The sequence below is a fragment of the Enemella evansiae genome, from assembly GCF_004362375.1.
In the GTDB taxonomy this organism is placed as follows: domain Bacteria; phylum Actinomycetota; class Actinomycetes; order Propionibacteriales; family Propionibacteriaceae; genus Enemella; species Enemella evansiae.
On sequence record NZ_SNXA01000009.1, the window covers coordinates 97943 to 119286 of the forward strand.

Sequence of the window (21344 nt, forward strand, 5' to 3'; positions counted from 1 at the left end):
CAACATGCTGAGGTTAGCCTTACCAACCCCGGACGTGAAGTCGGCGCGGTTCCGCGAGACTCGGCGCTCAGCGCTGCCCGGCGAAGAAGTCCCGCAGCAGGGCGGCGCTCTCCTCGGCGCGGATCCCGGAGATCACCTCGGGCCGGTGATTCAGCCGCGGATCGCGGACCACGTCGAACAGCGACGCCACCGCACCGGCCTTCGGGTCGAAGGCGCCGAACACCAACCGGCCGACCCGGGCGGCGACCACCGCACCGGCACACATCGTGCACGGTTCCAGGGTGACGACCAGGGTGCAGTCGATCAACCGCCACAGATCCCCGACGGCCACCGCGCCGCGGCGCAGGCAGAGCACCTCGGCATGGGCGGTCGGGTCACCGGTCAGCTCGCGCTCGTTGCCGGCCGCCGCGATCGGCGTACCGGTCCCGTCCAGCAGCACCGCACCGATCGGCACGTCACCGTGCGCGCGCACCGCCCGGGCCCGGTCCAGCGCCAGACCCATCGCGGGATCCCAGCGACTGGCCATCCCGGCGTACGCCCCCGATCCTCAGTCGAACGACTCGACCGCGCGCCGGAAGGCCGGGCCGACCTTGATCTTCTCGGCGATCTCGGCGAGCAGTTCGTCGGAGTCGGAGTCGTAGTCGTCGCAGAACGCCTCCATCTCGAAATCGCTCACTCCGACATCGGCGAGCAGGCCGAGATCACCCATCGGCTCGGACTCGTCGTCGGGGTCCGGGATCTCTTCCACACCGAGGAAATCGGCGATGTCGCGGGCGATCGGCCAGTCCCCCGCCGCGGCGGCGTCGGAGAGCAGCACCTGCACATTGGCGCCGCGGACCCGCACGATCACGAACACCTCGCCGACCAGCGAGACCATCCCGATCGCCCCCGCATCGGCGGGCTGGCGGCGCAGCTGGGAGATCAGCTCGTCCAGGTCGTTGGCCAGGTCGAGCGCCAGCGCGGTCGCGACCGGTTGCCCGTCCTCGCGATAGACACCGACGACCAGGTCGATGTCGTCGGCGGTGGCGTCCTCGATCTCGTCGAAGTCGTCATCGTCGTCGTCATCATCGGAATCGTCGCCGAGGTCGAGTTCCTCCAGGTCGTCGTCGAGATCGTCCCGGTCGTCGCGGGACGGCAGCTCGAACTCGGTGAGCTCTTCGTTGTCTCGGTTCGACATGGGGCGTCCTCCTGCTCGGCAATCCGGCTCCAATGGTGTCAGAGATCGCCGCCTCGCGCTGCCCCACCCATCCGGTCCCGGACGCGCTCATTAGCATGAAGGAATGGAGCAGCAAGCAGCCGAGAAGACCAGCACGGACAAGAAGAGCCCCGGTTATGTGACCGGTCCGGAGTTCAATCGCGATACCAACTACATCGACGACCGGATCGTCGCCGATGCGGCCGCTGGCACCGATGAGCAGGGCCGCCCGCTGTGGCCGGTGGAACCGGATCGCTATCGCCTGGTCGCCGCACGCGCCTGCCCGTGGGCCAACCGGACGATGATCGTGCGTCGGCTGCTCGGCCTGGAACCGGTGCTCTCGCTGGGGATGCCCGGGCCGACCCACGACGAGCGCTCCTGGATCTTCGATCTCGACCCGGACGGCAAGGACCCGGTGCTCGGCATCCATTTCCTGCGCGATGCCTACAACGCCCGGATCCCGGACTACCCGCGCGGGGTGACGGTGCCGGCGATCGTCGAGGTCTCCTCGGGCAAGGTGGTCACCAACGACTTCGCCCAGATCACCCTGGACTTCTCCACCGAGTGGACCGCCTACCACCGCGACGGTGCACCGGAGCTCTATCCGGAGCGGTTGCGCGGGGAGATCGACGAGGTCGCCCAGCGCGTCTACACCGAGGTCAACAACGGCGTCTACCGGTGCGGCTTCGCCGGCTCGCAGGAGGCGTACGACAAGGCCTACGACCGGTTGTTCACCGCCCTGGACTGGCTGGAGGAGAGGCTCAGCGGGCAGCGGTATCTGGTCGGTGACACGATCACCGAGGCCGATGTCCGGCTGTTCACCACCCTGGCTCGCTTCGATCCGGTCTATCACGGGCATTTCAAGACCAACCGGCAGAAGCTCAGCGAGTTCCCGGCGCTGTGGGGGTACGCCCGCGACCTGTTCCAGACCCCCGGTTTCGGCGACACCACCGACTTCGTGCAGATCAAGCAGCACTACTACGTGGTGCACGGCGATGTGAACCCGACGCGGATCGTGCCCTCGGGCCCGGATCTGCGCGGTTGGTTGAGCGAGCACCACCGCGAGCAGCTGGGTGGGCGGCCGTTCGGCGACGGTACGCCGCCCGGTCCGGTCCCGCCCGGGGAGCAGGTGCCGACCGGCCACGGCCCCGAGGGCGGCATCCCGACGCCCGAGGAGACCGCGCAGGCGCTGGAGGGTCTCAAGGGCGACTGAGGGGGCCGCCGCGGCCGGACGCCGATAAGCTCTCCGGCGTGGAGGTAACCGTCGTCGACCACCCGCTGGTGGCACACAAACTGACCGTGCTGCGCGACCAGCGCACCGATACCCCGACGTTCCGGCGGCTCACCGATCAGTTGGTGACGCTGCTCGGCTACGAGGCGACCCGGCAGGTCCGGGTCCGCCCGCACGAGGTGACCACCCCGGTGACCGCGACGACCGGCGTACATCTCGATTCGCCGCCGCCGCTGGTGGTGCCGATCCTGCGCGCCGGGCTGGGCATGCTCGATGGGTTCCTGCGGCTGATCCCGACCGCCGAGGTCGGTTTCGTCGGGATGGTGCGCAACGAGGAGACGCTGCAGCCGGTGACCTATGCCGAGCGGCTGCCGAACGATCTGTCCGGGCGGCAGTGCTATGTGCTCGACCCGATGCTGGCCACCGGCGGGTCGCTGGCGGGCTGCATCAACTTCCTGGTCGAGCGCGGCGCGGACCACATCACCTGCATCTGCCTGCTCGCCGCCCCCGAGGGGGTGGAGCGGGTCCAGCAGCTGCTCGCCGATCTCGAGGTGCCCTGTCATCTGGTGGTGGCCGCGGTCGACGACCACCTCAATGACGTGGGTTACATCGTTCCCGGGCTGGGCGATGCGGGAGATCGTCTGTACGGCACCGCGGAGTAGCGCGGGGTAGTAACGTCGGGCCTCCACCCGCTGTAGTTGGAGGTGCACCGATGCCCCGCAAAATCATCCTGGACTGCGATCCCGGTCACGACGACGCGATCGCGCTGCTGCTGGCCCACGGCAATCCCGAGATCGATCTGGTCGCGGTGACCACCGTCGCCGGCAACCAGACGCTGGAGAAGGTGACCCGCAACGCCCAGTCGGTGGCGACGGTGATCGGGATGCGCGGGGTGCCGATCGCGGCGGGTGCGGACCGGCCGCTGGTACGCAGCCAGGAGGTCGCCGAGGACATCCACGGCGAGTCCGGGATGGAGGGCCCGCGGATGCGGGAGGCGACCACCCCGGTGGCGCCGATGCACGCGGTGCAGCTGATCATCGACACCGTGATGTCGCACGATCCGGGCGAGATCACCCTGGTACCGACCGGTGCGTTGACCAATATCGCCCTGGCGGCGCGGTTGGAGCCGCGGATCATCGAGCGGGTACGCGAGGTGGTGCTGATGGGCGGCGGCTACCACACCGGAAACTGGTCGGCGGTGGCCGAGTTCAACATCAAGATCGATCCGGAGGCCGCGCACATCGTCTTCGGTGCCGGTTGGCCGGTGACCATGGTCGGGCTGGACCTCACCCATCAGGCGCTGGCCACCCCGGAGGTGGCCGAGAAGATCCGCGCGGTCGGCACCGAGCCGGCGGAGTTCGTGCTGGACCTGTTCGACTATTTCGGCAAGGCGTACAAGGAGAATCAGGACTTCGACTCCCCGCCGGTGCACGACCCGTGCGCGGTGGCCTATGTCATCGACCCGGCGGTGCTGACGACCCGGAAGGCGCCGGTGACGATCGAGCTGACCGGCACCGAGACCCTCGGCATGACGGTCGCCGACTTCCGTGGCAAGCCGCCCGCCGACTGTCCCACCCAGGTGGCGGTGCAGCTCGATTTCGACCGCTTCTGGGGCCTGGTCACCGATGCCCTGGAGCGGATCGGTGAGGTGAAGTCATGAGTGAGGTCGCCGGGCGGCAGCGGGTCGGCGCCGGGGTGCTGCTGACCGCATTGCTGGCCGCCTGCGTGGCCTTCCAGCTGAACGCCTCGATGCTGTCGCCGGCGCTGGTCTCGATCGAGCGGGAGCTGGGCACCACCGCCGCTGCGGTCGGTACCACCCAGACGGCGTTCTTCACCTCGGCCGCCCTGTTCTCGCTTTTCCTGCCCCGGTTGGGAGATCTCTTCGGTCGGCGGCGGGTGCTGGTCGGGATGCTGGCGCTGATGGCACTCGGTTGTGTGCTCGCCGCCTTCTCGACCGGGATCCCGATGCTGTTCGTGGCCCGGGTGATCCAGGGGGTCTCCGGGCCGACCGTTCCGCTGTGTCTGATCATGTTGCGCCACGAGATCCCCGACAACCGGACCTACACCACGCTGATGGGCGTGGTCACCGCGGTGAACGGTGGCGTGGCCGGGGTGGATGCGCTGGCCGGTGGCTGGTTGGCCTCGACCTACGGTTTCCGGTCGGTGTTCTGGGCGATGGCCGCGGTGGCCGGGTTGGCGGCGGTGCTGGTGCTGCTGCTGGCACCCGAGTCGCGCGGTGGTGAACAGGTGCCGATGGACTGGCTGGGGGTGCTGCTGCTGGTGATCACCGTCGGCGCCGCGCTCACCGCGATCAACGAGGCGGGCAAGCTGGCCGAGGCGAACTGGGTGCTGGTCGGTGGCCTGCTGGTGCTGGCGGTGGTGGTGTTCGCGGTGTTCTGGACGCTGGCGAAGCGGCGTCCGCATCCGTTGATCCGACCCGCCCAGTTGCGGCGCCGAGAGACCTGGGCGCTGCTGTTGACGACCCTGCTGACGATGACCGGGGTGTTCGCGATGATGAACGGCCTGGTACCCGGGCTGGCCCAGGACGCCGAGGTCGGCCCCGGGTTGAGCGCCGACGCCGCGGCCCTGTGGACCCTCACCCCGTACGCCCTGGCCGGGTTGGCGATGGGCCCGGTGGCCGGGCGGTTGGCCTCCTCGGTCGGCTATCTCGCGGTGCTGCGGGTCGGCATGATCGGCACCCTGGTCGGGGCGGTGGTGCTGGCGTTCACCTCCGGCAACGCGTCGGCGGTGCTGCTGCTGGTGCTGTCGATCTTCATCGGCCTGACCTATGCCGGCACGGTGAACATCATGCTGAACGGGCTCGGAGTGGCGCTCTCCCCGCCGGAGGCACCCGGGGTGCTGCCGGGGTTGAACGCCGGTGCCTTCAATCTGGGCGCCGGGCTCAGTTTCGCCATCCTGCTGGCGATGCAGACCGCCTTCACCGCTCCCGGTTCGGCGGCCGGTTACCAGGCCGGCATCATCACCGGTGCGGTGCTGCTGCTGGTGGCGATGCTGGTCTCGATGCTGATTCCCCGCCCGACCGAGGACAGCGCCGCAGCCGTCGGCACCGAATCTGTTGCAGACAAGACGAAGGAGTGAGCATGGCCCGCATCGCCGTGGTCGGTTCGATGAACGCCGACCTGACCGTCCGTACCGAGCGGCTGCCCCGTGGTGGCGAAACGGTGTCCGGTTCGGAGCTGGAGATCAACCCTGGTGGGAAATCCAGCAATCAGGCGGCAGCGGCGGCCCGGCTCGGCGGCCGGGTCGGGTTGCTCGGGCTGGTCGGTGACGACCCGCACGGTGAGCTGCTGCGCGCCGCCTCGGAGCGGGCCGGGGTGGAGCAGCGGTGGATCCGCTCGGTCGCCGGCGTGGCCACCGGGACCGCGATGATCGCGGTCGACGATGCCGGGGAGAACTTCATCATCATCTCCCCCGGTGCCAACGGGAAGCTCGCGGTGGAGCACGTGCTCGAGGCGGACGAACTCTTCGCCGACGCGGCGGTGCTCTGCCTGTGTCTGGAGGTGGATCAGCGGGTGGTGCTGACCGCCGCACAGGAGGCGAGCCGCCGGGGCGTACGGGTGCTGTTGAACCTGTCGCCGTCGGCGCCGGTGGGCCCGGAGCTGCTGGCGGCGACCGAGGTGCTGCTGGTCAACGAGCACGAGCTGGCCGACCTGGTCGGTGAGGAGGCGGCGTTGGAGCGTGCCGCGGAACTCCTTGCCGGCAAGGACATCCGGCGGGCCGTGATCACCCTGGGCGCGGAGGGTGCGCTGGTCATCGACGGGGACCGCTCCGAGCATGTACCGAGTGTGCGGGTCCGGGCGGTGGACAGCACCGGTGCCGGCGATGCGTTCACCGGCGCGCTGGCGTACCGGCTGGCCGAGGGCGACGACCTGGTCGAAGCGGCCCGCTTCGCGGCCCGGGTGGGTGCCTTCGCGACCACCCGGCACGGTGCGCAGCCGTCCTATCCGACCCCGGCGGAGCTGGCGGATTTCCTGGCTGAACAGGAGAAGTCGGGGCAGGAGCAGTCCGAGTCCTGAGGATCAGTTCAGCAGTGTGTCGGTGTACGCCTCGGCGGCCGGCACCGGCTTGGCGAGCAGGCCCATCTGCTGCATGAACTCCGCCATCGACTCCCACCGGGCGGGGTCCTGCTGGCCGGCGGTGGCCGGGTCTCCGAACAGCGGAATGGTTGCTTCCAGGGTGGCCAGTGCCGCCTGTTGCTGCGCCGGTACCGACAGGTTCGGCACATATTTCTTGGCGGCCTCGACCGCCTTGTTCGGGTCGGCGACCAGGTCGTCGATCCCGCGGCGGACCGCGTTGATCACCTTCCGCAGATCCTCCGCCCGGGTCTGCAGCACCTGATCGGCGGCCCCCAGACCGACCCCGACCAGCGGCACCGCGGCCTGCTCCTCGGCCAGCGGCAGCGACCGGATGGGAATCCCGGCCTGGCTGAAGCGGACGGCGTCGTTGTTGGCGTACCCCATCACCACCTCCACCTGGTTGCTGGTCAGGGCCGCCTGCTGGGTGTAGCCGATGTTCTGCACCTGGACGTCGCTCTGCTTCAGTCCCGCTGTTTCGAGCAGCGCGAGCAGCCCGAACCAGGTCTCGCCGTAGGGGCCCGGGACGCCGATGCGGCGGCCGCGCAGGTCGGCGGCGGAGCGGATCGGGGACTCCTCGCGGACGATCGCGACCACCGGGTACTCCTGGTAGAGGGTGGCGATGTCGGTCACCGCGACGCCCTGGGAGCGGGCCTGCAGCAACTCGTCGCCGCCGGCGTAGACGAGCTGCTCGGTACCGGCCTGGAGGGCGCCGAGAAGTTGCTCGTTGGCACCGTGGTGACGCAGTGTCACGCGTACTCCCTGGGCCTCGAAATGGCCCGCGGACTCGGCCAGATAGAAGGGCGCGAACTGGATGTCGGGGGTGTAGGTCAACCCGATGGTCAACGGCACACCGCCGCCCGCCGGAGCGTTGCCGGGGGTGGCCTGGTTGCACCCGGCCACCGTGGCCGCGAGTGCCGCGGCCCCCAATGAGGCAAGGAAATGCCGACGATTCATGCTGTCTCCTTCGGTCGTGCGGTGGTGCGTGGACGGCGCGGATCGCGCAGCGGGTCGCTGGCCCATTCGATGGCGACCAGCAGCAGGTAGATGGCGACGGCGAGCAGGCAGAGCATCAGCAAGGTGGCGAACAGCCCGGTGGTGTCGACGGTCGATGCCTGCACCGAGAGCAGCATCCCCAGCCCGTTGCCGCCCATCACCAGTTCGCCGACGACGGCACCGGTGATCGAGAGGGTGAAGCCGTTGCGGATGCCGGTGAGCACGGCGCGCAGGGCGAGTGGCCACTCGATGTGGCGCAGCATGCGTACGCCGGCGGCGCCGTCCAGTTCGGCGGCCTCGATCAGCTCGCGGCGGATGCCGCGGATGCCGAGGACCGTGGACAGCACGACGGGGAAGAAGACCAGCAGGGCGCAGAGCAGCATGATCGGCAGCAGTCCGTAGCCGACCCAGATGACCAGCAGCGGCGCGACGGCGACGGCCGGGATCGCTTGTGAGGCAGCAAGATAGGGCGACACCGCGGCGTCGAAGACCCGCCAGTGGGCGATCAGGTAGCCCAGCGGCAGCGCGATCACGGCGGCGAGCAGGGAACCGAGCAGCGCCTCGACCAGCGTGGTACCGGTCAGGGTGAGCAGCTGGCCGGCGGCCAGGTCGTCGGCGAAGCGGGTGAAGACCGCCGCCGGGCTGGGCAGCAGCGTCGGCAGGATGCGTCCGCCGGCGGTGAGCAGCTGCCAGATCGACAGCACGACCAGGCCGAGCAGGACCGGTGCGAACACCCGCAGCACCGGTCCACCGCCGCGTCGCTGGGATGCGACGGTACGCAGCGTGGTGTGGTGACTGTCGGTCACGTCCTGCTCTCTCCTCCGGTCCTGGTGACCCGGGGTACGCAGAACGCGGGCATACGCCCCGAGGTGCCGGCGCCGAGCACCGAGCCGCCTGGTGGCGTACGCGAGCGAACCGTGCGCCTCCCATCCGGACTTTAACCGTCGGTGCCGGAATTCCACCGGCTCAGCCGCCTCCTGTGAGGGACGCGGGTCGCGGACTGTCACCGCCGGCTCGGACTTTCACCGACCCCGGAGCACGTTGCTTGCACAGACGACGATACAACACCCACCCCGCCCCCCTCCCCCACGTTCATCGAACAGGTCGCGCAGCGAGGACTCCCCCCACGTTCATCGAGTAGGTCGCGCAGCGACCGTGTCGAGATGAACCCGGTCCACCGGTGCGCCGGTTGAGCGAGGAGCGCAGCGACGAGTCGAAGCCAAGCCCTCAAACGTTCATCGAGTAGTCGGCCATGCGCAGCGAAGCGGAGCAATGGCCGACGTGTCGAGATGAACCCAGAAACTTTCCTCAAACCCCTTGAGTTATTCGAACACAGTGACTAATATTGGATGTAGCAGATGAGAGGAGGTGACCAAAGATGACCACCGAACGAGCCGAAGTGTTCGCAGCGATCCGCGCCGAAAGCGAGCAGATCGCCCAGACCGAAGCCCGCCGCCTCGTTGCGATCGCCGCCGCCTGCGACACCTACTCCGGCCTCAACACCCACACCGACGAACTCACCGCCCGCGTCCTCCACGGCGAACAACTCGTGTTCCCCGGTGCCGACGGTACGCCCGGCATCACCGAGTTCTTCCACCTCGAACTCGCGATGTCGCTGGGCTGCTCACCGGAGACCGCGCAGGTCTGGACCGCCGACGTGCTCAACCTGCGGCATCGGCATCCGATCCTGTGGCAGGCCACCCTGGACTGCGACATCCCCGTCTGGGTCGCCCGCGACATCTCCCGCGCCGCGTTGCAGTTGAGCTTCACCCAGGCCCGCGAGTTCGACTCCCTCTGGTCACTCCGTCTGGTCAACCTCACCCCGAAACGCGCGGTCGCGACGACCGAGGCCCAGGTCGGGGCGTTGATGCTCAACGACGACAAAGAAGCCGAACGGCAGGCCGCGAAGAAGCAACGCCGCGTCGAGTTCACCCCCAACCGGAACACCCCGGGAATCACCGACCTCTACGCCAACCTCGACGCCGGTGACGCCGCCCAGTTGAACGGCACCCTCGACCGTCTCGCCGACGTGCTGAAAGCCGGTGGCTCGACGGCATCCAGGGACGAACTCCGCGCCGAAGCGCTCGGCCACCTCGCCCACCCGGACCGGGCGCGGCAACTGCTCCAACCCTCGCTGTTCGACAGTGCGACCGTCACCCCTGCTGGTGAGGTGGTCAACAAGCACGGCGAGATCGCCACAGCCACCTCCGAGCGCTGCCGGCACGGTGCCGAACTGATCCTGCACGTCCACCAGAAGGACCTCGCCAACCGTCGCGGCGGTGAAGGCGAAGCACTCGGACCGGTCACCCTCCAGCACTTGAAGGAGCTGCTGGAGCGCTGCACCGGGACCGTGAAGGTGCGGCCGGTGATCGACCTGGCAGCACCGGTGATGGTGAACACCTACCGACCCAGCGACGAACTCGCGCAGAGGGTGAAGCTCCGCGACCGGTATGTGATGTTTCCTCGATCGAATCGCTCCGCGTTCGGCCGCGGGATCGATCTGGATCACACGATCCCTGCCCCGGAGGGGCCGACCAGTTCGGGCAACCTGGGTCCGTTGAACCGGGCCTTGCATCGGGCCAGGACCCACGCCGGATTCCGGGTCGAGCAACCCTCCCCGGGGGTGTTCCACTGGAAAACCCCGGCCGGGCAGGAGGCCTGGGTCACCAGCTACGGGACCTGGAATCATCCACCACCCGACCACCTGATCAACGACCCGGCCGCTTCACTCTCTCGGACCGAAAAGCTGCTTCGGGAGACCCTGTGCAACGGCCAGACCCAGCTGGAGAAGGAACAGGCCGAAGCCGAACAAGCCGCCGACGAAGCCCGCGAACGCGAACGACTCCGCCGCGCCCGCAAGAACCAACGCCTCCGCGACCTACGCCAGGCAGCCCGCGAACAAGCCGAGGCAGCCAAGGACAACACGGTCAAGCAGAAGACGGCGAAGAAGCCGGTTCGCCCGGAGCAGCAGCCTGCCCTGATTCCCAACCAAAGCAGCGAATCCGTCGAACCCGCACCCTTCTGAATCGGTCGGGGCATCGTCCTTCGGTCCGAGCATGGTGTGCCATGCCCCAACCGAACTCCCATGCCCCGACCACGGGAGCGCGGCCCCACGTTGGTTGAGCGAGGAGCGCAGCGACGAGTCGAAACCATCGTCACCCTGAGGCCGTGGCTTCGACTCGCCGTTCCTCCTCGCTCAGCGAGCATGGGATTCCTCTCGACACGGTCGCTGCGCGACCTACTCGAGGAACGTGAAAGGGAACGGTCGCTGCGCGAGGTACTCGAGGAACGTGAAGGGCAGGATCAGAAGTAGTACGGGAACTTCGACCAGTCGGGGTCGCGCTTCTCCAGGAAGGCGTCGCGGCCCTCGACGGCCTCGTCGGTCATGTAGGCGAGCCGGGTGGTCTCACCGGCGAACACCTGCTGGCCGACCAGCCCATCGTCGACGGCGTTGAAGGCGAACTTCAGCATCCGCTGCGCAGTGGGTGACTTCTGACAGATCTTCGCCGCCCAGTCCAGCCCGACCTTCTCCAGTTCGTCGTGCGGCACGACCCGGTTCACCGTGCCCATCCGGAAACCGTCCTCGGCCGAGTATTCCTCACCCAGGAAGAAGATCTCGCGGGCCACCTTCTGGCCCACCTGGCGGGCCAGGTAGGCCGAACCGTAGCCGGCGTCGAAGGAGCCGACGTCGGCATCGGTCTGCTTGAAGTGTGCATGCTCGGCGCTGGCCAGGGTGAGATCGCAGACCACGTGCAGCGAATGCCCGCCGCCGGCCGCCCAACCGTTGACCAGCGCGATCACCGGCTTCGGCATGAACCGGATCAACCGCTGCACCTCCAGGATGTGCAACCGGCCCGCGCGGGCCTGCTGCACCGTGTCGGCGGTCTCGCCGTCGGCGTACTGATATCCCGAACGCCCACGGATCCGCTGATCGCCACCCGAGCAGAACGCCCACACCCCATCCTTGGGGGCCGGCCCGTTGCCGGTCAGCAGCACACAGCCGACGTCCGGGCTCATCCGGGCATGATCCAGCGCGGTGTAGAGCTCGTCGACGGTGTGCGGGCGGAAGGCATTGCGCACCTCGGGCCGATCGAAGGCGATCCGCACCGCGGGCACCTCGCGCGCCCGGTGGTAGGTGATGTCGGTGAAGTCGAAGCCCTCCACCGGCTGCCAGTCTTCGGGATGGAAAGTCACCCGACCACCGTAGTGGCTCCACCGGATAGTTCCGCTCCGCTCAGCCTCCTCCAGTGACCGGTTGGCGCGGTAGAAAGGGGGCCGGTTGACCGTTCGGGGGCTGACCAGAGGGGTACGCGTGGAGAAGATCTTCGTCTCGACAGCGGCGCTGCGTCGTTCGTCGGAGGCGCTGCGCGCCGACTCCGGAGGCACCCAGAGCGCGATCGTCGCGGCCCTCACCGATATCCGCACCGAGTCCGCCTGCTGGGGCCAGGATGCGCCCGGCAACGCCTTCGCCCTCTCCTATCTGCCCGATGCGCTGGCCCTGATCATCGCCGCCGTGACCGCCGACGCGCAGGTCGAGGACCTCAGCGAGCGACTCGATGCCACCGCCAACGGCTACGACCGCACCGAGGCCGAGAACAGCGGACCCGGCGCATGACGATCACCGCGGAGGCCGGACCGCTGATTCCGAAGTGGGTGTACGCCGACAGCTTCCCGGAGGCGGACGAGGACGCGCTGCGTCGACTCGGCACGGCCTGGCGAGCGCTCGCGACCGCCGTGGCCGAGCGCGGCACCGAGGTCACCGGGACCGGGCGATCCCTGGCCACCGAACACCAGGGCACCGCCGGTGACGCATCCCAGCAGCGGATCGGGTTGATCGGCGGCTGGCTGGGGCGTACCAGTGCGGGCTGCACCTCCGCGGCGCAGGCCTGCGAGCAGGCCGCCGAACTCGTCACCGCCGCCAAGAACGCGATGAACACGATCCTGCACTCGCTGCTGATCGCCAGCGTGAAGGCCGTGGCCACCGCCGCCCTGCTGGGTCCGCTCGGACTGGCGGAGGTGCCGACCAAGCTGCGGCAGTTGCAGGTGGTGGCCCAGGCCCGGTTGCAGGCGCTGTCCCGGGCACTGACCCGCCGGCTGGGCGGCCTCACGCTCGAACTGGATCTCGATCCGGCACCCGGGCCGGCTCCGAAGACCGACCAGGGCGGACTGGACGCCCTGGTCTCCGACATCGGCGGCCGCACCGAACACGAGCGTCGGCTGGCCTCCCGGCCGCCGGCGGATCCCCGCAGCGGCGCGGCCGACCAGGCCTTCGACCCCACCCAGCGTGAGCAACTCGACCGGTCGGCGGACAAGTTGCTCGACGGGCCCGGGGTCGAACAGGGCCCGGACACCTTCGACGGGGCGCCACCGGCCGGTTTCGGCGGGCAGGACGGCACCACCATGCCGGGCCCGGACACCGCACCGATGCCGCTGGACAGTGGCAGCCTGCTCGAGGACACCGGTGAGGTGACCAGCGAGGAGATGGAACAGGGCGGCGTGCTGCCCGGAATGCCGCCACCGACCGGCCCAGCGCCCGGTACGCCACCCCCACCGGGCGGGGCCGGTGGCGCGGGCGCCGGTCCCGGTGCGGAACCGCCACCGGTGGCACCCGGTCCCGAACCCGCGGCCGAAGAGCCCACCGCACCCACACCGCCGCTGCCGGGCGACCCGGGACCGACCGCACCGGCACCCGGCCCCGCACCGGCACCCGGCAACGACCCGGACCCCGCGCCGGAACCCGCGCCCGCACCCCCGTCCACTTCGGATCCCGAGCCGGCACCACGGCCCGGACCGGGCTCAGGCCCCGAGCCGGCACCGCGCCCCGAACCGGCACCGCGCCCCGAGCCGGCACCTCGGCCGGACCCAGCGCCGCGGCCCGACCCAGCGCCGCAACCGGGGGAGCCAGCACCACGACCGGAGCCGACCCCGCGTCCCGAGCCGGCCCCGCGGCCCGAACCGGCCCCCTGGCCGGGACCCACGCCGCGGCCCGAACCCGCCCCGCACCCCGATCCGACGCCGATCGTCGACCCCGAGCCCGAACCGCGGCGGTCCTACCCGGATCCCGACCCGGGGGTGGAGGACCGGACGATCCCCAGGCCCGCGCCCGAGCCCCCCGACCCCCTCCCCTCGGTTCCCCCGGCGCCCGATCCGGCTCCGGCACCGGAGATCCCCGTCGGTACGCCCGAACCCGGTGGCCTGCATGCCGAACCGATCGCCCCGCCACGGATCGGCACCGAGAGCGCCGGGTGGGCCGACCCCTCACTGGTCGGCCCCGGCAGCGGCGCACCACCCGGTGCGCTCGGTGCGCTGGGTGCACCCGGTGCGCCCGGCCCCCTCGGGGCGTCAGCTTCCGGCCCGGGTGCGCTCGGGGCACCCGGGGCCGGAACCCCCACCGGAGTTGGCGGGTTCGGCGGCCCGGCCGGCCCCGGTGGTCCCGGCGGCCCCGGTGGCGCCGGTGGATTCGGCGGCCCACCGGGCGGGTTCGCCGGTGGCGCCCCGGCCCCCGCTCCCGCACCCGTCCCCGCTCCCTCCGGTGCTCCCCCGGCGGTTCCCCCGGCCGGCAACCCCGGGGTCCAGGCCAACCTCGGCCAGAACCAGCCACCGGCCAACCCCGGCACCGCCGCCGTCGCGCCGGTCGCCCCCGGGCGTACCGACGCACCCCGCATCGCCCCGACCAATCCGGCCAATCCGACCGGGGTCGCGGCCACCGCACTGGCCGGCACCTCGCTGGCGGCGGCCGGGTTGCGACCCGCCGGCCCGCGGACCGATCTGCACACCACCGGGATGGTCGCGGTGCGCCGCTTCGGCCCCGAGGAGTTGCGGTCCCAGCTGGTCCCCGACGATCCCTGGCTGATCGTCTTCCAGAAGGTGCTCCGCCCCGGTGAGGCCGATGAACTGCTCTCCGGCCGGCGCCGCACCCTGCGCGGTCTGCTCAACCCCGCGCACCAGGTGAACCATCTGCGTACCCCGGCCGAGCACCACGACGCGCTCGGCCTCGGTTTCGCCGTCGACGACGGCACCGGCCGCCTCGAGATGCCCTTCCACCGGGGTGCGGAATCGGTGGATCTGCTGCGCTGCAACGGAATCCGGTCCGATGACCTGATCGTCCCGGTGAGTGTGGACTGGTCCGGCGAGGCGGCCGGGAGCCTGCCGGTGCAGCGCGAGCACCGCGCGCCGTGGACGGGCACCGGACACGCCCCGGGTTCCTCCTCGACCGCGCCGATCGAGGAACTGGAGCTGCTCGGTCATCTGCGCACCCCGATCCCGCACGCCGCCGAGATCTGGCGCCGGTACGCCGACGGCAGCATCGAATGGGTGGCCAGCCACGACGCCACCACCGGTCGTTGGAGCAGTGGACCGGAGGCGCCCGAACCGTCGGGTTCCCCACTGTGCAACGGAAAATACCTGCTCGGCAGCGATGGTTCGGCGACCCCGGTCCAGGAGCTCGACGACGAACAGCTGCTGCTGCTCGACGGACCCGTACGCCGACTGGTGCCGCGGGCCGAATACGGCCGCCCGGTGGCGCTGACCACCATCGGCCGCTGGGGTTCGGCCCGGGTCCAACTGCTGCGCACCGAGCAGAACCGGGTGCTCGTCGACTATCTCGGCGACTCCCTGGACGAGGCCTCCGCACTCGGTTTCGTCCAGCTCGGCCAGGGCGAATGGGAGCCGCGCTGGGTGCCGGAGGCAGCGGTCACCGACCGTACCGAGTACCGCCGCGCCTACCGGGCCTGAGACCCGCCCGGACATTGCGCACCTATTGACGGTCGCAACACAAGCGCTATAAGTTGGCCGGCGATCCGGAACCCCGGGCTGAGGCGAGCAATGGAGCGGCCATGTCCCCGTCCCCTTCCCGAACACCGAATGCGACCGACCAGAGCTGGCCGGTACCGCGGCGCACGACGGCCCTGGTGCTGTTCTGCTGCTGGCTCGGCATCCTCGCCGAGGGCTACGACGTCGGCGTCCTCGGCGCCGTGCTGCCGGCACTCGCCGAATACCGCGAGTGGGGCCCGCTGACCAAGCTGGAGCTCGGCGCGCTCGGCTCCCAGGCGCTCATCGGCATGCTGATCGGCGCCCTGTTCATCGGCACGCTGAGCGACCTGATCGGCCGCAAGAAGATGCTGCTGCTGTCGATGCTGATCTTCACCACCACCCAGCTCGGCGCCGCCTTCGCGCCGACGCCGGAGATCTTCGGGCTGTTCCGGCTGCTCGGCGGGCTCGGCATGGGCGGCATCATCCCGGTGGCCGCCGCGCTGACCATCGAATACTCCCCGCCCCGGCGCCGCGCGCTGAACTACGGGATCATGTATTCCGGCTACTCGCTGGGCATCGTCGCCGCGGCGCTGGTGGCCCTGCTGGTGCTGGACAGCCACGGCTGGCGCTGGGTGATCGGCATCGGCTCGGTACCGGTGCTGCTCATCCCGATCCTGGCGCTGATGCTGCCCGAATCGATGGAATACCTTGTGCAGAAGGGAAAGATCGACCAGGCGCGGACCCTCGCCGATCGGCTGCGGATCCGCCCGTTCCGGGAATCGGACTGGGTGCACCCGCCGGCCGCGGGCGAGTCGGTACGCCGCGGCCCGCGTGAGGTGATGGGCATCCTGTTCTCCCGCCCCTTCGCGGCCGCGACCGCCTTCTTCTGGATCTCCCTGTTCTGCGGGATGCTGCTGGTCTACGGGCTGAACACCTGGCTGCCCTCGATCATGAAGGCCGCCGGCTACCAGCTCGGCTCCTCGCTGATGTTCCTGCTGGTCTTCTCGCTGGCCTCCGCGGCCGGTGGCCTGCTGCTCGGCTGGATGGCCGATCGCTGGGGCCGCAAGCTGGTCCTGGTGGTCTTCTTCGCCCTCGGTGCGGTCTGCATCCTGGGGCTGATGAACAAGAACAGCCTGCTGGTCAACTACGGCCTGGTCGCGATGGCCGGCATCGGCTCGATCTCGGTCTCCCTGGTGCTGACCGCCTGGGTCGCCGACTACTACCCGGCGTACGCCCGGGCGACCGCGGTCGGCTGGGCGCTCTCCTTCGCCCGGATCGGCGCCATCGCCGGTCCGATCGTCGGCGGCTGGATCGCCGGTGCGCAGCTGCCGTTCCAGTACAACTTCGTGCTGTTCGCCGTGGTCGGGCTGGTCTCGGCGATCGCGATCGCGCTGATCCCCCGCCCCCCGGGCGACCAGCGCCGCAGCGATCCGCCGGTCAGCGGCACCGATCCGGATCTGGTCGACGAGGAGCGCGTCCAGGTCTGACCCGGCGGCCTCAGCCCGCGTCGGCGGGGGCGAGCACGATGTCGAACCGGGCCCGGGTCCAGGTCTTGTCACCCAGGTCGCGGCCGTCCGGGGTCGGCGTACCGGCCGGCTGCTCGTCGAAGTCGACGATCAGCGACTCCTTCACCCCGAAGACGCTGTCCCGCTCCAGATAGTCGTCACCACGGACGAAGATGTGGGTGACCAGGGTGCGCAGCTCGGGGGCGCTGACCATGAAGTGCAGGTGCGCGGCCCGCATCGGCGACCGGTTGGCGGCGGCGAGCAGGCTGCCGACCGGGCCGTCGTGCGGGATCGGGTACGGGGTCGGGGTGACCGCCCAGAAGCGGAAGTTCCCGTTCTCGTCGGTGTAGAGATGGGCGCGGCCGGCGGTCCGGTCGCCGTCGTACTGGACGTCGTAGAAGCCGTCCTCATCGGCCTCCCAGGCCTCGATCTTCGCCCCGACGACCGGGTTCCCCTCGGTGTCGCGGACGCTGCCCTCGACCCAGGACGGCTGGCCCGCGGCCGGTCCGGCGATATCGCCGCCCTGGTCGATCTCCGGGGATCCCTCGACGAAGAACGGGCCGAAGACGGTGGCCTCGGTGGCGTCGGCGTACGCCTCGTTGTTGATCGCGATCACCTGCATCGAGGCGCCGAGGACGTCGGAGAGCAGGATGAACTCCTGCCGCCGGTCGTCGGTGATGTGGCCGGTGGCGGTGAGGAAGTCAATACCGGCCTTCCACTCCTCCTCGGTCAGCCGCACGTCGCGGACGAAGGCGTGCAGATGGGTGGTCAGCGACTTCAGGATCTGCTCGACCCGGGCATCGTGCGTACCGTCGAAGGAGGCGCGCACGGTCTCGATCAGCGCCTCCTCCCGGGCCCGCTGCTCGGCGTCGATTTCCCTGTGCTGGTTGACTTCTTCGGTGCTGGTCATCGGGGATCGGTTCCTTCCTGGGCGCCGCGCAACAGGCGGGCCAGATCGTCGGCTGTGACAGGTGTGGGGTTGGTGTCGGGCACCACCGGCAGGATCGCGGCGACCGCATCGGGGATCTGCTCCGCGGTGAAACCGACCTCGCGCAGCGCCCGCGGCGCGTTCGTCCGGCGGCGCAGCTCCTGCAGCCCGTCGAGTGCCGTCGCGCTGCCGAAGGCGGCGGCGATCCGCTGCTCGGCCTCCGGTGCCTCGGGTGCGTTCAGCGCCAGCACGTAGGGCAGCACGATCGCATGGGTCGGGGCGTGCGGCAGGTCGTAGCGGCCCCCGAGCACATGGCAGATCTTGTGGTGCAGCCCCGAACCGGCGGAGGCGAAGGCGACCGCGGAGAGGTACGCCCCATAGAGCGTCTGCTCGCGGCCGGGCAGCCCGGCCGGGTCGTCGACGACCTGCGGCAGCCCCTCGGCCAGCGCCCGGATGCCCTCGCTCGCCAGCGCCCGGTTGATCGGGTCGGTCCGCGGCGCCCACATCGAGTCCACGCAGTGCGCCAGGGCGTTCAGCCCGCTGGCGACGCTGAGCTCGACCGGCAGCCCGGTGGTCAGCTCGGCGTCGTAGACGATCGCCTTCGGCAGCACCCGGGGATCGCTGCCGGTGGTCTTCTTGCCGTCCTCGGTCAGCCCCCAGACATCGGTGGCCTCCGAGCCCGCATAGGTGGTGGGGACCGCGACGATCGGTACGCCGGAGGTCAGCGCGACCGCCTTCGCCAGCCCGGTGGTGGACCCACCGCCGACCGCGACGATGGCGTCCACCCGGTGCTCCGCGGCCGCCGCCCGGGCCCGCTCCGCGACCTCGACCGGGACGTGCATCCTCACCTCGTCGTATGCCAGCGCGACCGGCAGCTCGGCGCTCACCCGCTCGGCGAGATCCCGCTCGGAGTTCCCGGCGATCACCATCACCCGTTCGGCGCCGAGCCGGCCGACCTCATCGGCCAGGGCGGCGGCCGCGTCGCCGCTGGCGAAACGGACCCGCTGGCCGAGGGTTTCGTGTGCGAAGGACATGGTCATGCGAGGCTGCTCTCCCTGGTCGAGACGGGCACGGTGAGGCGGTCGGCGAGTTCGTCGATGGTGGTGCCGAAGGTGGCGAGCACGGTCACCGCGTCCCGGCCCGGTCCCACCTCGAAGATGCCGAGGTCGGTGTAGACGCGGCTGACGCAGCCGACGCCGGTCAGCGGATAGTCGCAACTGGGCACCAGTTTCGGCGTACCGTCGCGGCCGAACAGCGACATCATCACCAGCACCTGTTTGGCGCCGATGGCCAGATCCATCGCGCCGCCGACCGCGGGAATGGCGTCCGGGCGGCCGGTGTGCCAGTTGGCGAGGTCACCGGTCAGCGACACCTGGTAGGCGCCGAGCACACAGACGTCGAGATGGCCGCCGCGCATCATCGCGAACGAATCCGCCTGATGGAAGTACGCCGCCCCGGGCAGTGCGGTGACCGGCACCTTGCCCGCATTGGTCAGGTCGGGATCGATCTGATCGCCGGTGGCGGTCGGGCCCATGCCGAGCATCCCGTTCTCGGTGTGCAGGATCACGCCCTGGTCGGCGGTGAGATGGTCGGCCACCTTGGTGGGCTGCCCGATGCCCAGGTTCACATAGGACCCCTGGGGGATGTCGGCCGCGATCAGCGCGGCGAGTTCAGCCATCGACAGCGGGTGCTCGGCGGAGGGATACGACATCAGCGGGCTCCTTGCACGGTGTAGCGGCGGGCCGGCACCCGGACCAGCCGGTCGACGAAGATCGACGGGGTCACCACGGCCTCCGGGTCGAGGTCGCCGGGATCGACGATCTGGTCGACCTGGGCGATCGTGGTCGCGGCCGCGGTGGCCATCACCGGTCCGAAGTTGCGAGCGGTCCGGCGATAGACGAGATTGCCGAGGCGGTCCGCGCGGTCGGCGGAGATCAACGCGACATCACCGCGGATCGGATGCTCCAGCACGAACTCACGGCCGTCGATCTCGCGGGTCTCCTTGCCCTCGGCCAGCGGCGTACCCACCGCGACGGGTGAGAAGAAGGCGCCGATCCCGGCCCCGGCCGCGCGCATCCGCTCGGCCAGATTTCCTTGTGGGACGAGCTCCAGCTCGATCCGGCCGCTGCGATAGAGCTCGTCGAAGACATAGGAATCGGACTGCCGCGGGAAGGAGCAGATGACCTTGGCCACCCGGCCCGCCTTGAGCAGCGCGGCCAGCCCGACCTCGCCGTTGCCGGCATTGTTGGACACGATCGTCAGGTCCTGCGCACCCTGTCGGATCAGCGCGTCGATCAGGTCGAACGGCATCCCGGCCAGTCCGAAGCCACCGACCAGCACGGTCGAACCGTCCGCGATCCCGGCCACGGCCTGATCCGCGGTCTCGAGCACTTCGGTGCGCGCCATCAGACACCTGCCTCGAGATTTTCAAGCACCACAGCAAGTCCTTGGCCGACACCGATGCAGATCGCGGCCACACCCCAGCGCTCGTTGCGTTCACGGAGCACCGCGGCCAGGGTACCGACGATCCGCCCGCCCGAGGCGCCCAGCGGATGCCCCAGGGCGATCGCGCCACCGCGGGTGTTGACGATCTCCGGGTCGATCGGCCAGGCGTCGATGCAGGCCAGCGACTGGACGGCGAAGGCCTCGTTGAGCTCGACCGCACCGACCTGGGACCAATCGATCCCGGCGCGGGCCAGGGCCCGGTTCGCGGCCTCGACCGGGGCGTACCCGAAGTCCTGCGGTTGCAGCGCGTACGCCGCCCGGCCGGCGATCCGGGCCAGCGGTTCGCTGCCGATGGTGCCGGCCGCGGCCTCGGAGCCGAGGAGGACCGCCGCGGCGCCGTCGCTGAGTGGGGAGGCGTTGCCGGCGGTGATGGTGCCGTCGGGGCGGAAGGCGGGTTTCAGTTCGGCGAGCTGGGCGGTGCTGCTGTCGGGGCGGATGCTCTCGTCGCGGGTCAGCTCGGTGTCCGGCACGGGGACGACCAGGTCGTCATGGAAGCCGTCGGACCAGGCCCGGTCGGCGAGCCGGTGGGAGCGGGCGGCGAACTCGTCCTGCCGCTCCCGGGAGATGCCGAACCGTTCCTGCAGCTGCTCGTTGGCCTCACCCAGGGAGACCGTCCACTCCTTCGGCATCCGGTGGTTGACCAGCCGCCAGCCGAGGGTGGTGGAGACGGCGGCGACGTCACCGGCCGGGTACGCCCGGGACGGTTTCGGCAGCACCCAGGGCGCCCGGGTCATCGACTCCACCCCGCCGGTGAGCACGATGTCGGCGTCCCCGGTCTCGATGGTGCGGGAGCCGATCAGCACCGCGTCCAGGCTGGAGCCGCAGAGCCGGTTCACGGTGGTGGCGGGCACGCTCACCGGCAGTCCGGCGAGCAGGGCGGCCATCCGGCCGACGTTGCGGTTCTCCTCACCGGCGCCGTTGGCGTTGCCCCAGACGATGTCGCCGATCGCGGCCGGGTCGAGCTCGGGGGTACGCCCCAGCGCGGCGGTGATCGCGTGGGCGGCCAGATCGTCGGGTCGGACCCCGGCCAGGCCGCCGTTGAACCGGCCGAACGGGGTGCGCACCGCGGCGTACACGAAGGAACTCACGGCCCCAACGCTAGGCCGACCACGCCATATAGTGAAGGATCAATATCAGA

At 70.3% G+C, this 21344-nt stretch carries 19 protein-coding genes and 1 riboswitch; of the genes, 9 read left to right on the plus strand and 10 right to left on the minus strand.

What is annotated here, in order from left to right; genetic code table 11:
• Window positions 1-67: 67 nt before the first annotated feature.
• Window positions 68-502 carry a nucleoside deaminase gene (locus C8D81_RS08635; protein WP_094429858.1) on the minus strand — a complete coding sequence of 145 codons (435 nt, stop codon included), beginning with the start codon at window positions 500-502 and terminating at the stop codon, window positions 68-70.
• A gap of 45 nt (window positions 503-547) precedes the next feature.
• On the minus strand, window positions 548-1177 hold the full coding sequence (locus C8D81_RS08640) for a tRNA adenosine deaminase-associated protein (RefSeq protein WP_094429803.1): 630 nt from the start codon (window positions 1175-1177) through the stop codon (window positions 548-550).
• Between the two features lie 103 nt (window positions 1178-1280).
• On the opposite strand from C8D81_RS08640, the gene C8D81_RS08645 reads away from it, so the two are divergent.
• From C8D81_RS08645 to C8D81_RS08665, 5 genes are read left to right on the plus strand one after another with little or no spacing between them, the layout of a single operon-like run.
• The gene (locus C8D81_RS08645; RefSeq protein WP_094404746.1) at window positions 1281-2408 is read left to right on the plus strand and encodes a glutathione S-transferase family protein; all 1128 of its coding nucleotides are present in this window, start codon (window positions 1281-1283) and stop codon (window positions 2406-2408) included.
• Between the two features lie 38 nt (window positions 2409-2446).
• Window positions 2447-3088: a uracil phosphoribosyltransferase gene (upp, locus tag C8D81_RS08650; protein WP_094401712.1), complete on the plus strand. Its 642-nt coding sequence runs from the start codon at window positions 2447-2449 to the stop codon at window positions 3086-3088.
• A 50-nt stretch (window positions 3089-3138) separates the two neighbouring features.
• Entirely contained in the window at window positions 3139-4086 is a 948-nt protein-coding gene (gene uriH / locus C8D81_RS08655) for a uridine-preferring nucleoside hydrolase UriH (RefSeq protein WP_094404745.1), read from the plus strand.
• Window positions 4083-5525 (plus strand): uridine transporter UriT, encoded by a 1443-nt coding sequence (gene uriT, locus C8D81_RS08660; protein ID WP_094404744.1) that lies wholly within the window; start codon window positions 4083-4085, stop codon window positions 5523-5525. Before uriH ends, uriT begins: the two co-directional genes overlap by 4 nt.
• Before the next feature lie 2 nt (window positions 5526-5527).
• Window positions 5528-6463: a ribokinase gene (locus tag C8D81_RS08665; RefSeq protein WP_094404743.1), complete on the plus strand. Its 936-nt coding sequence runs from the start codon at window positions 5528-5530 to the stop codon at window positions 6461-6463.
• Between the two features lie 3 nt (window positions 6464-6466).
• Here the strand turns inward: C8D81_RS08665 and C8D81_RS08670 are convergent, their stop codons facing one another.
• Both C8D81_RS08670 and C8D81_RS08675 read right to left on the minus strand, forming a co-directional pair.
• Window positions 6467-7477 carry an ABC transporter substrate-binding protein gene (locus tag C8D81_RS08670; RefSeq protein ID WP_166646735.1) on the minus strand — a complete coding sequence of 337 codons (1011 nt, stop codon included), beginning with the start codon at window positions 7475-7477 and terminating at the stop codon, window positions 6467-6469.
• A complete protein-coding gene (locus tag C8D81_RS08675) occupies window positions 7474-8322 on the minus strand; it encodes an ABC transporter permease (RefSeq protein WP_229117677.1) in 849 nt (282 codons plus the stop codon). Before C8D81_RS08675 ends, C8D81_RS08670 begins: the two co-directional genes overlap by 4 nt.
• Window positions 8323-8430: 108 nt before the next feature.
• Window positions 8431-8559: riboswitch (FMN riboswitch) on the minus strand.
• 335 nt (window positions 8560-8894) lie between these two features.
• Here C8D81_RS08675 and C8D81_RS08680 point away from each other — a divergent pair.
• Window positions 8895-10541, plus strand: coding sequence for a 13E12 repeat family protein (locus C8D81_RS08680; protein WP_094429802.1), 1647 nt, complete (start codon window positions 8895-8897; stop codon window positions 10539-10541).
• Between the two features lie 278 nt (window positions 10542-10819).
• On the opposite strand, the gene C8D81_RS08685 is transcribed toward C8D81_RS08680, so the two are convergent.
• A complete protein-coding gene (locus tag C8D81_RS08685; protein WP_094359298.1) occupies window positions 10820-11710 on the minus strand; it encodes a 1,4-dihydroxy-2-naphthoyl-CoA synthase in 891 nt (296 codons plus the stop codon).
• A 118-nt stretch (window positions 11711-11828) separates the two neighbouring features.
• Here C8D81_RS08685 and C8D81_RS08690 point away from each other — a divergent pair, with 118 nt between their 5' ends.
• From C8D81_RS08690 to C8D81_RS08700, 3 genes are all read left to right on the plus strand, one after another.
• Entirely contained in the window at window positions 11829-12131 is a 303-nt protein-coding gene (locus tag C8D81_RS08690) for a hypothetical protein (RefSeq protein WP_094401729.1), read from the plus strand.
• Window positions 12128-15250, plus strand: coding sequence for a WXG100-like domain-containing protein (locus C8D81_RS08695; RefSeq protein WP_133625925.1), 3123 nt, complete (start codon window positions 12128-12130; stop codon window positions 15248-15250). The genes C8D81_RS08690 and C8D81_RS08695 overlap by 4 nt, the downstream gene beginning before the upstream one ends.
• Window positions 15251-15351: 101 nt before the next feature.
• Window positions 15352-16755, plus strand: coding sequence for an MFS transporter (locus tag C8D81_RS08700; RefSeq protein ID WP_094357635.1), 1404 nt, complete (start codon window positions 15352-15354; stop codon window positions 16753-16755).
• A 10-nt stretch (window positions 16756-16765) separates the two neighbouring features.
• On the opposite strand, the gene C8D81_RS08705 is transcribed toward C8D81_RS08700, so the two are convergent.
• The 5 genes from C8D81_RS08705 to C8D81_RS08725 are packed head-to-tail and all read right to left on the minus strand — an operon-like array spanning window position 16766 to window position 21294.
• The gene (locus C8D81_RS08705) at window positions 16766-17683 is read right to left on the minus strand and encodes a dioxygenase family protein (protein WP_094404983.1); all 918 of its coding nucleotides are present in this window, start codon (window positions 17681-17683) and stop codon (window positions 16766-16768) included.
• Window positions 17680-18741, minus strand: a complete 1062-nt coding sequence (locus C8D81_RS08710; RefSeq protein WP_229117715.1) for a maleylacetate reductase — start codon at window positions 18739-18741, stop codon at window positions 17680-17682. The genes C8D81_RS08705 and C8D81_RS08710 overlap by 4 nt, the downstream gene beginning before the upstream one ends.
• Window positions 18738-19412 (minus strand): 3-oxoacid CoA-transferase subunit B, encoded by a 675-nt coding sequence (locus tag C8D81_RS08715; RefSeq protein WP_094404981.1) that lies wholly within the window; start codon window positions 19410-19412, stop codon window positions 18738-18740. The genes C8D81_RS08710 and C8D81_RS08715 overlap by 4 nt, the downstream gene beginning before the upstream one ends.
• A complete protein-coding gene (locus C8D81_RS08720; RefSeq protein ID WP_094403303.1) occupies window positions 19412-20107 on the minus strand; it encodes a 3-oxoacid CoA-transferase subunit A in 696 nt (231 codons plus the stop codon). Before C8D81_RS08720 ends, C8D81_RS08715 begins: the two co-directional genes overlap by 1 nt.
• Entirely contained in the window at window positions 20107-21294 is a 1188-nt protein-coding gene (locus C8D81_RS08725; RefSeq protein ID WP_094404980.1) for a thiolase family protein, read from the minus strand. Before C8D81_RS08725 ends, C8D81_RS08720 begins: the two co-directional genes overlap by 1 nt.
• Between the last annotated feature and the right edge of the window lie 50 nt (window positions 21295-21344).

Coding starts and splice junctions, on each gene's coding strand:
- C8D81_RS08635 (WP_094429858.1), bottom strand. CDS start 502: ATGGGTCTGGCGCTGGACCGGGCCCGGGCGGTGCGCGCGCACGGTGAC.
- C8D81_RS08640 (WP_094429803.1), bottom strand. CDS start 1,177: ATGTCGAACCGAGACAACGAAGAGCTCACCGAGTTCGAGCTGCCGTCC.
- C8D81_RS08645 (WP_094404746.1), top strand. CDS start 1,281: ATGGAGCAGCAAGCAGCCGAGAAGACCAGCACGGACAAGAAGAGCCCC.
- uriH (WP_094404745.1), top strand. CDS start 3,139: ATGCCCCGCAAAATCATCCTGGACTGCGATCCCGGTCACGACGACGCG.
- uriT (WP_094404744.1), top strand. CDS start 4,083: ATGAGTGAGGTCGCCGGGCGGCAGCGGGTCGGCGCCGGGGTGCTGCTG.
- C8D81_RS08665 (WP_094404743.1), top strand. CDS start 5,528: ATGGCCCGCATCGCCGTGGTCGGTTCGATGAACGCCGACCTGACCGTC.
- C8D81_RS08670 (WP_166646735.1), bottom strand. CDS start 7,477: ATGAATCGTCGGCATTTCCTTGCCTCATTGGGGGCCGCGGCACTCGCG.
- C8D81_RS08680 (WP_094429802.1), top strand. CDS start 8,895: ATGACCACCGAACGAGCCGAAGTGTTCGCAGCGATCCGCGCCGAAAGC.
- C8D81_RS08695 (WP_133625925.1), top strand. CDS start 12,128: ATGACGATCACCGCGGAGGCCGGACCGCTGATTCCGAAGTGGGTGTAC.
- C8D81_RS08700 (WP_094357635.1), top strand. CDS start 15,352: ATGTCCCCGTCCCCTTCCCGAACACCGAATGCGACCGACCAGAGCTGG.
- C8D81_RS08705 (WP_094404983.1), bottom strand. CDS start 17,683: ATGACCAGCACCGAAGAAGTCAACCAGCACAGGGAAATCGACGCCGAG.
- C8D81_RS08710 (WP_229117715.1), bottom strand. CDS start 18,741: ATGACCATGTCCTTCGCACACGAAACCCTCGGCCAGCGGGTCCGTTTC.
- C8D81_RS08715 (WP_094404981.1), bottom strand. CDS start 19,412: ATGTCGTATCCCTCCGCCGAGCACCCGCTGTCGATGGCTGAACTCGCC.
- C8D81_RS08720 (WP_094403303.1), bottom strand. CDS start 20,107: ATGGCGCGCACCGAAGTGCTCGAGACCGCGGATCAGGCCGTGGCCGGG.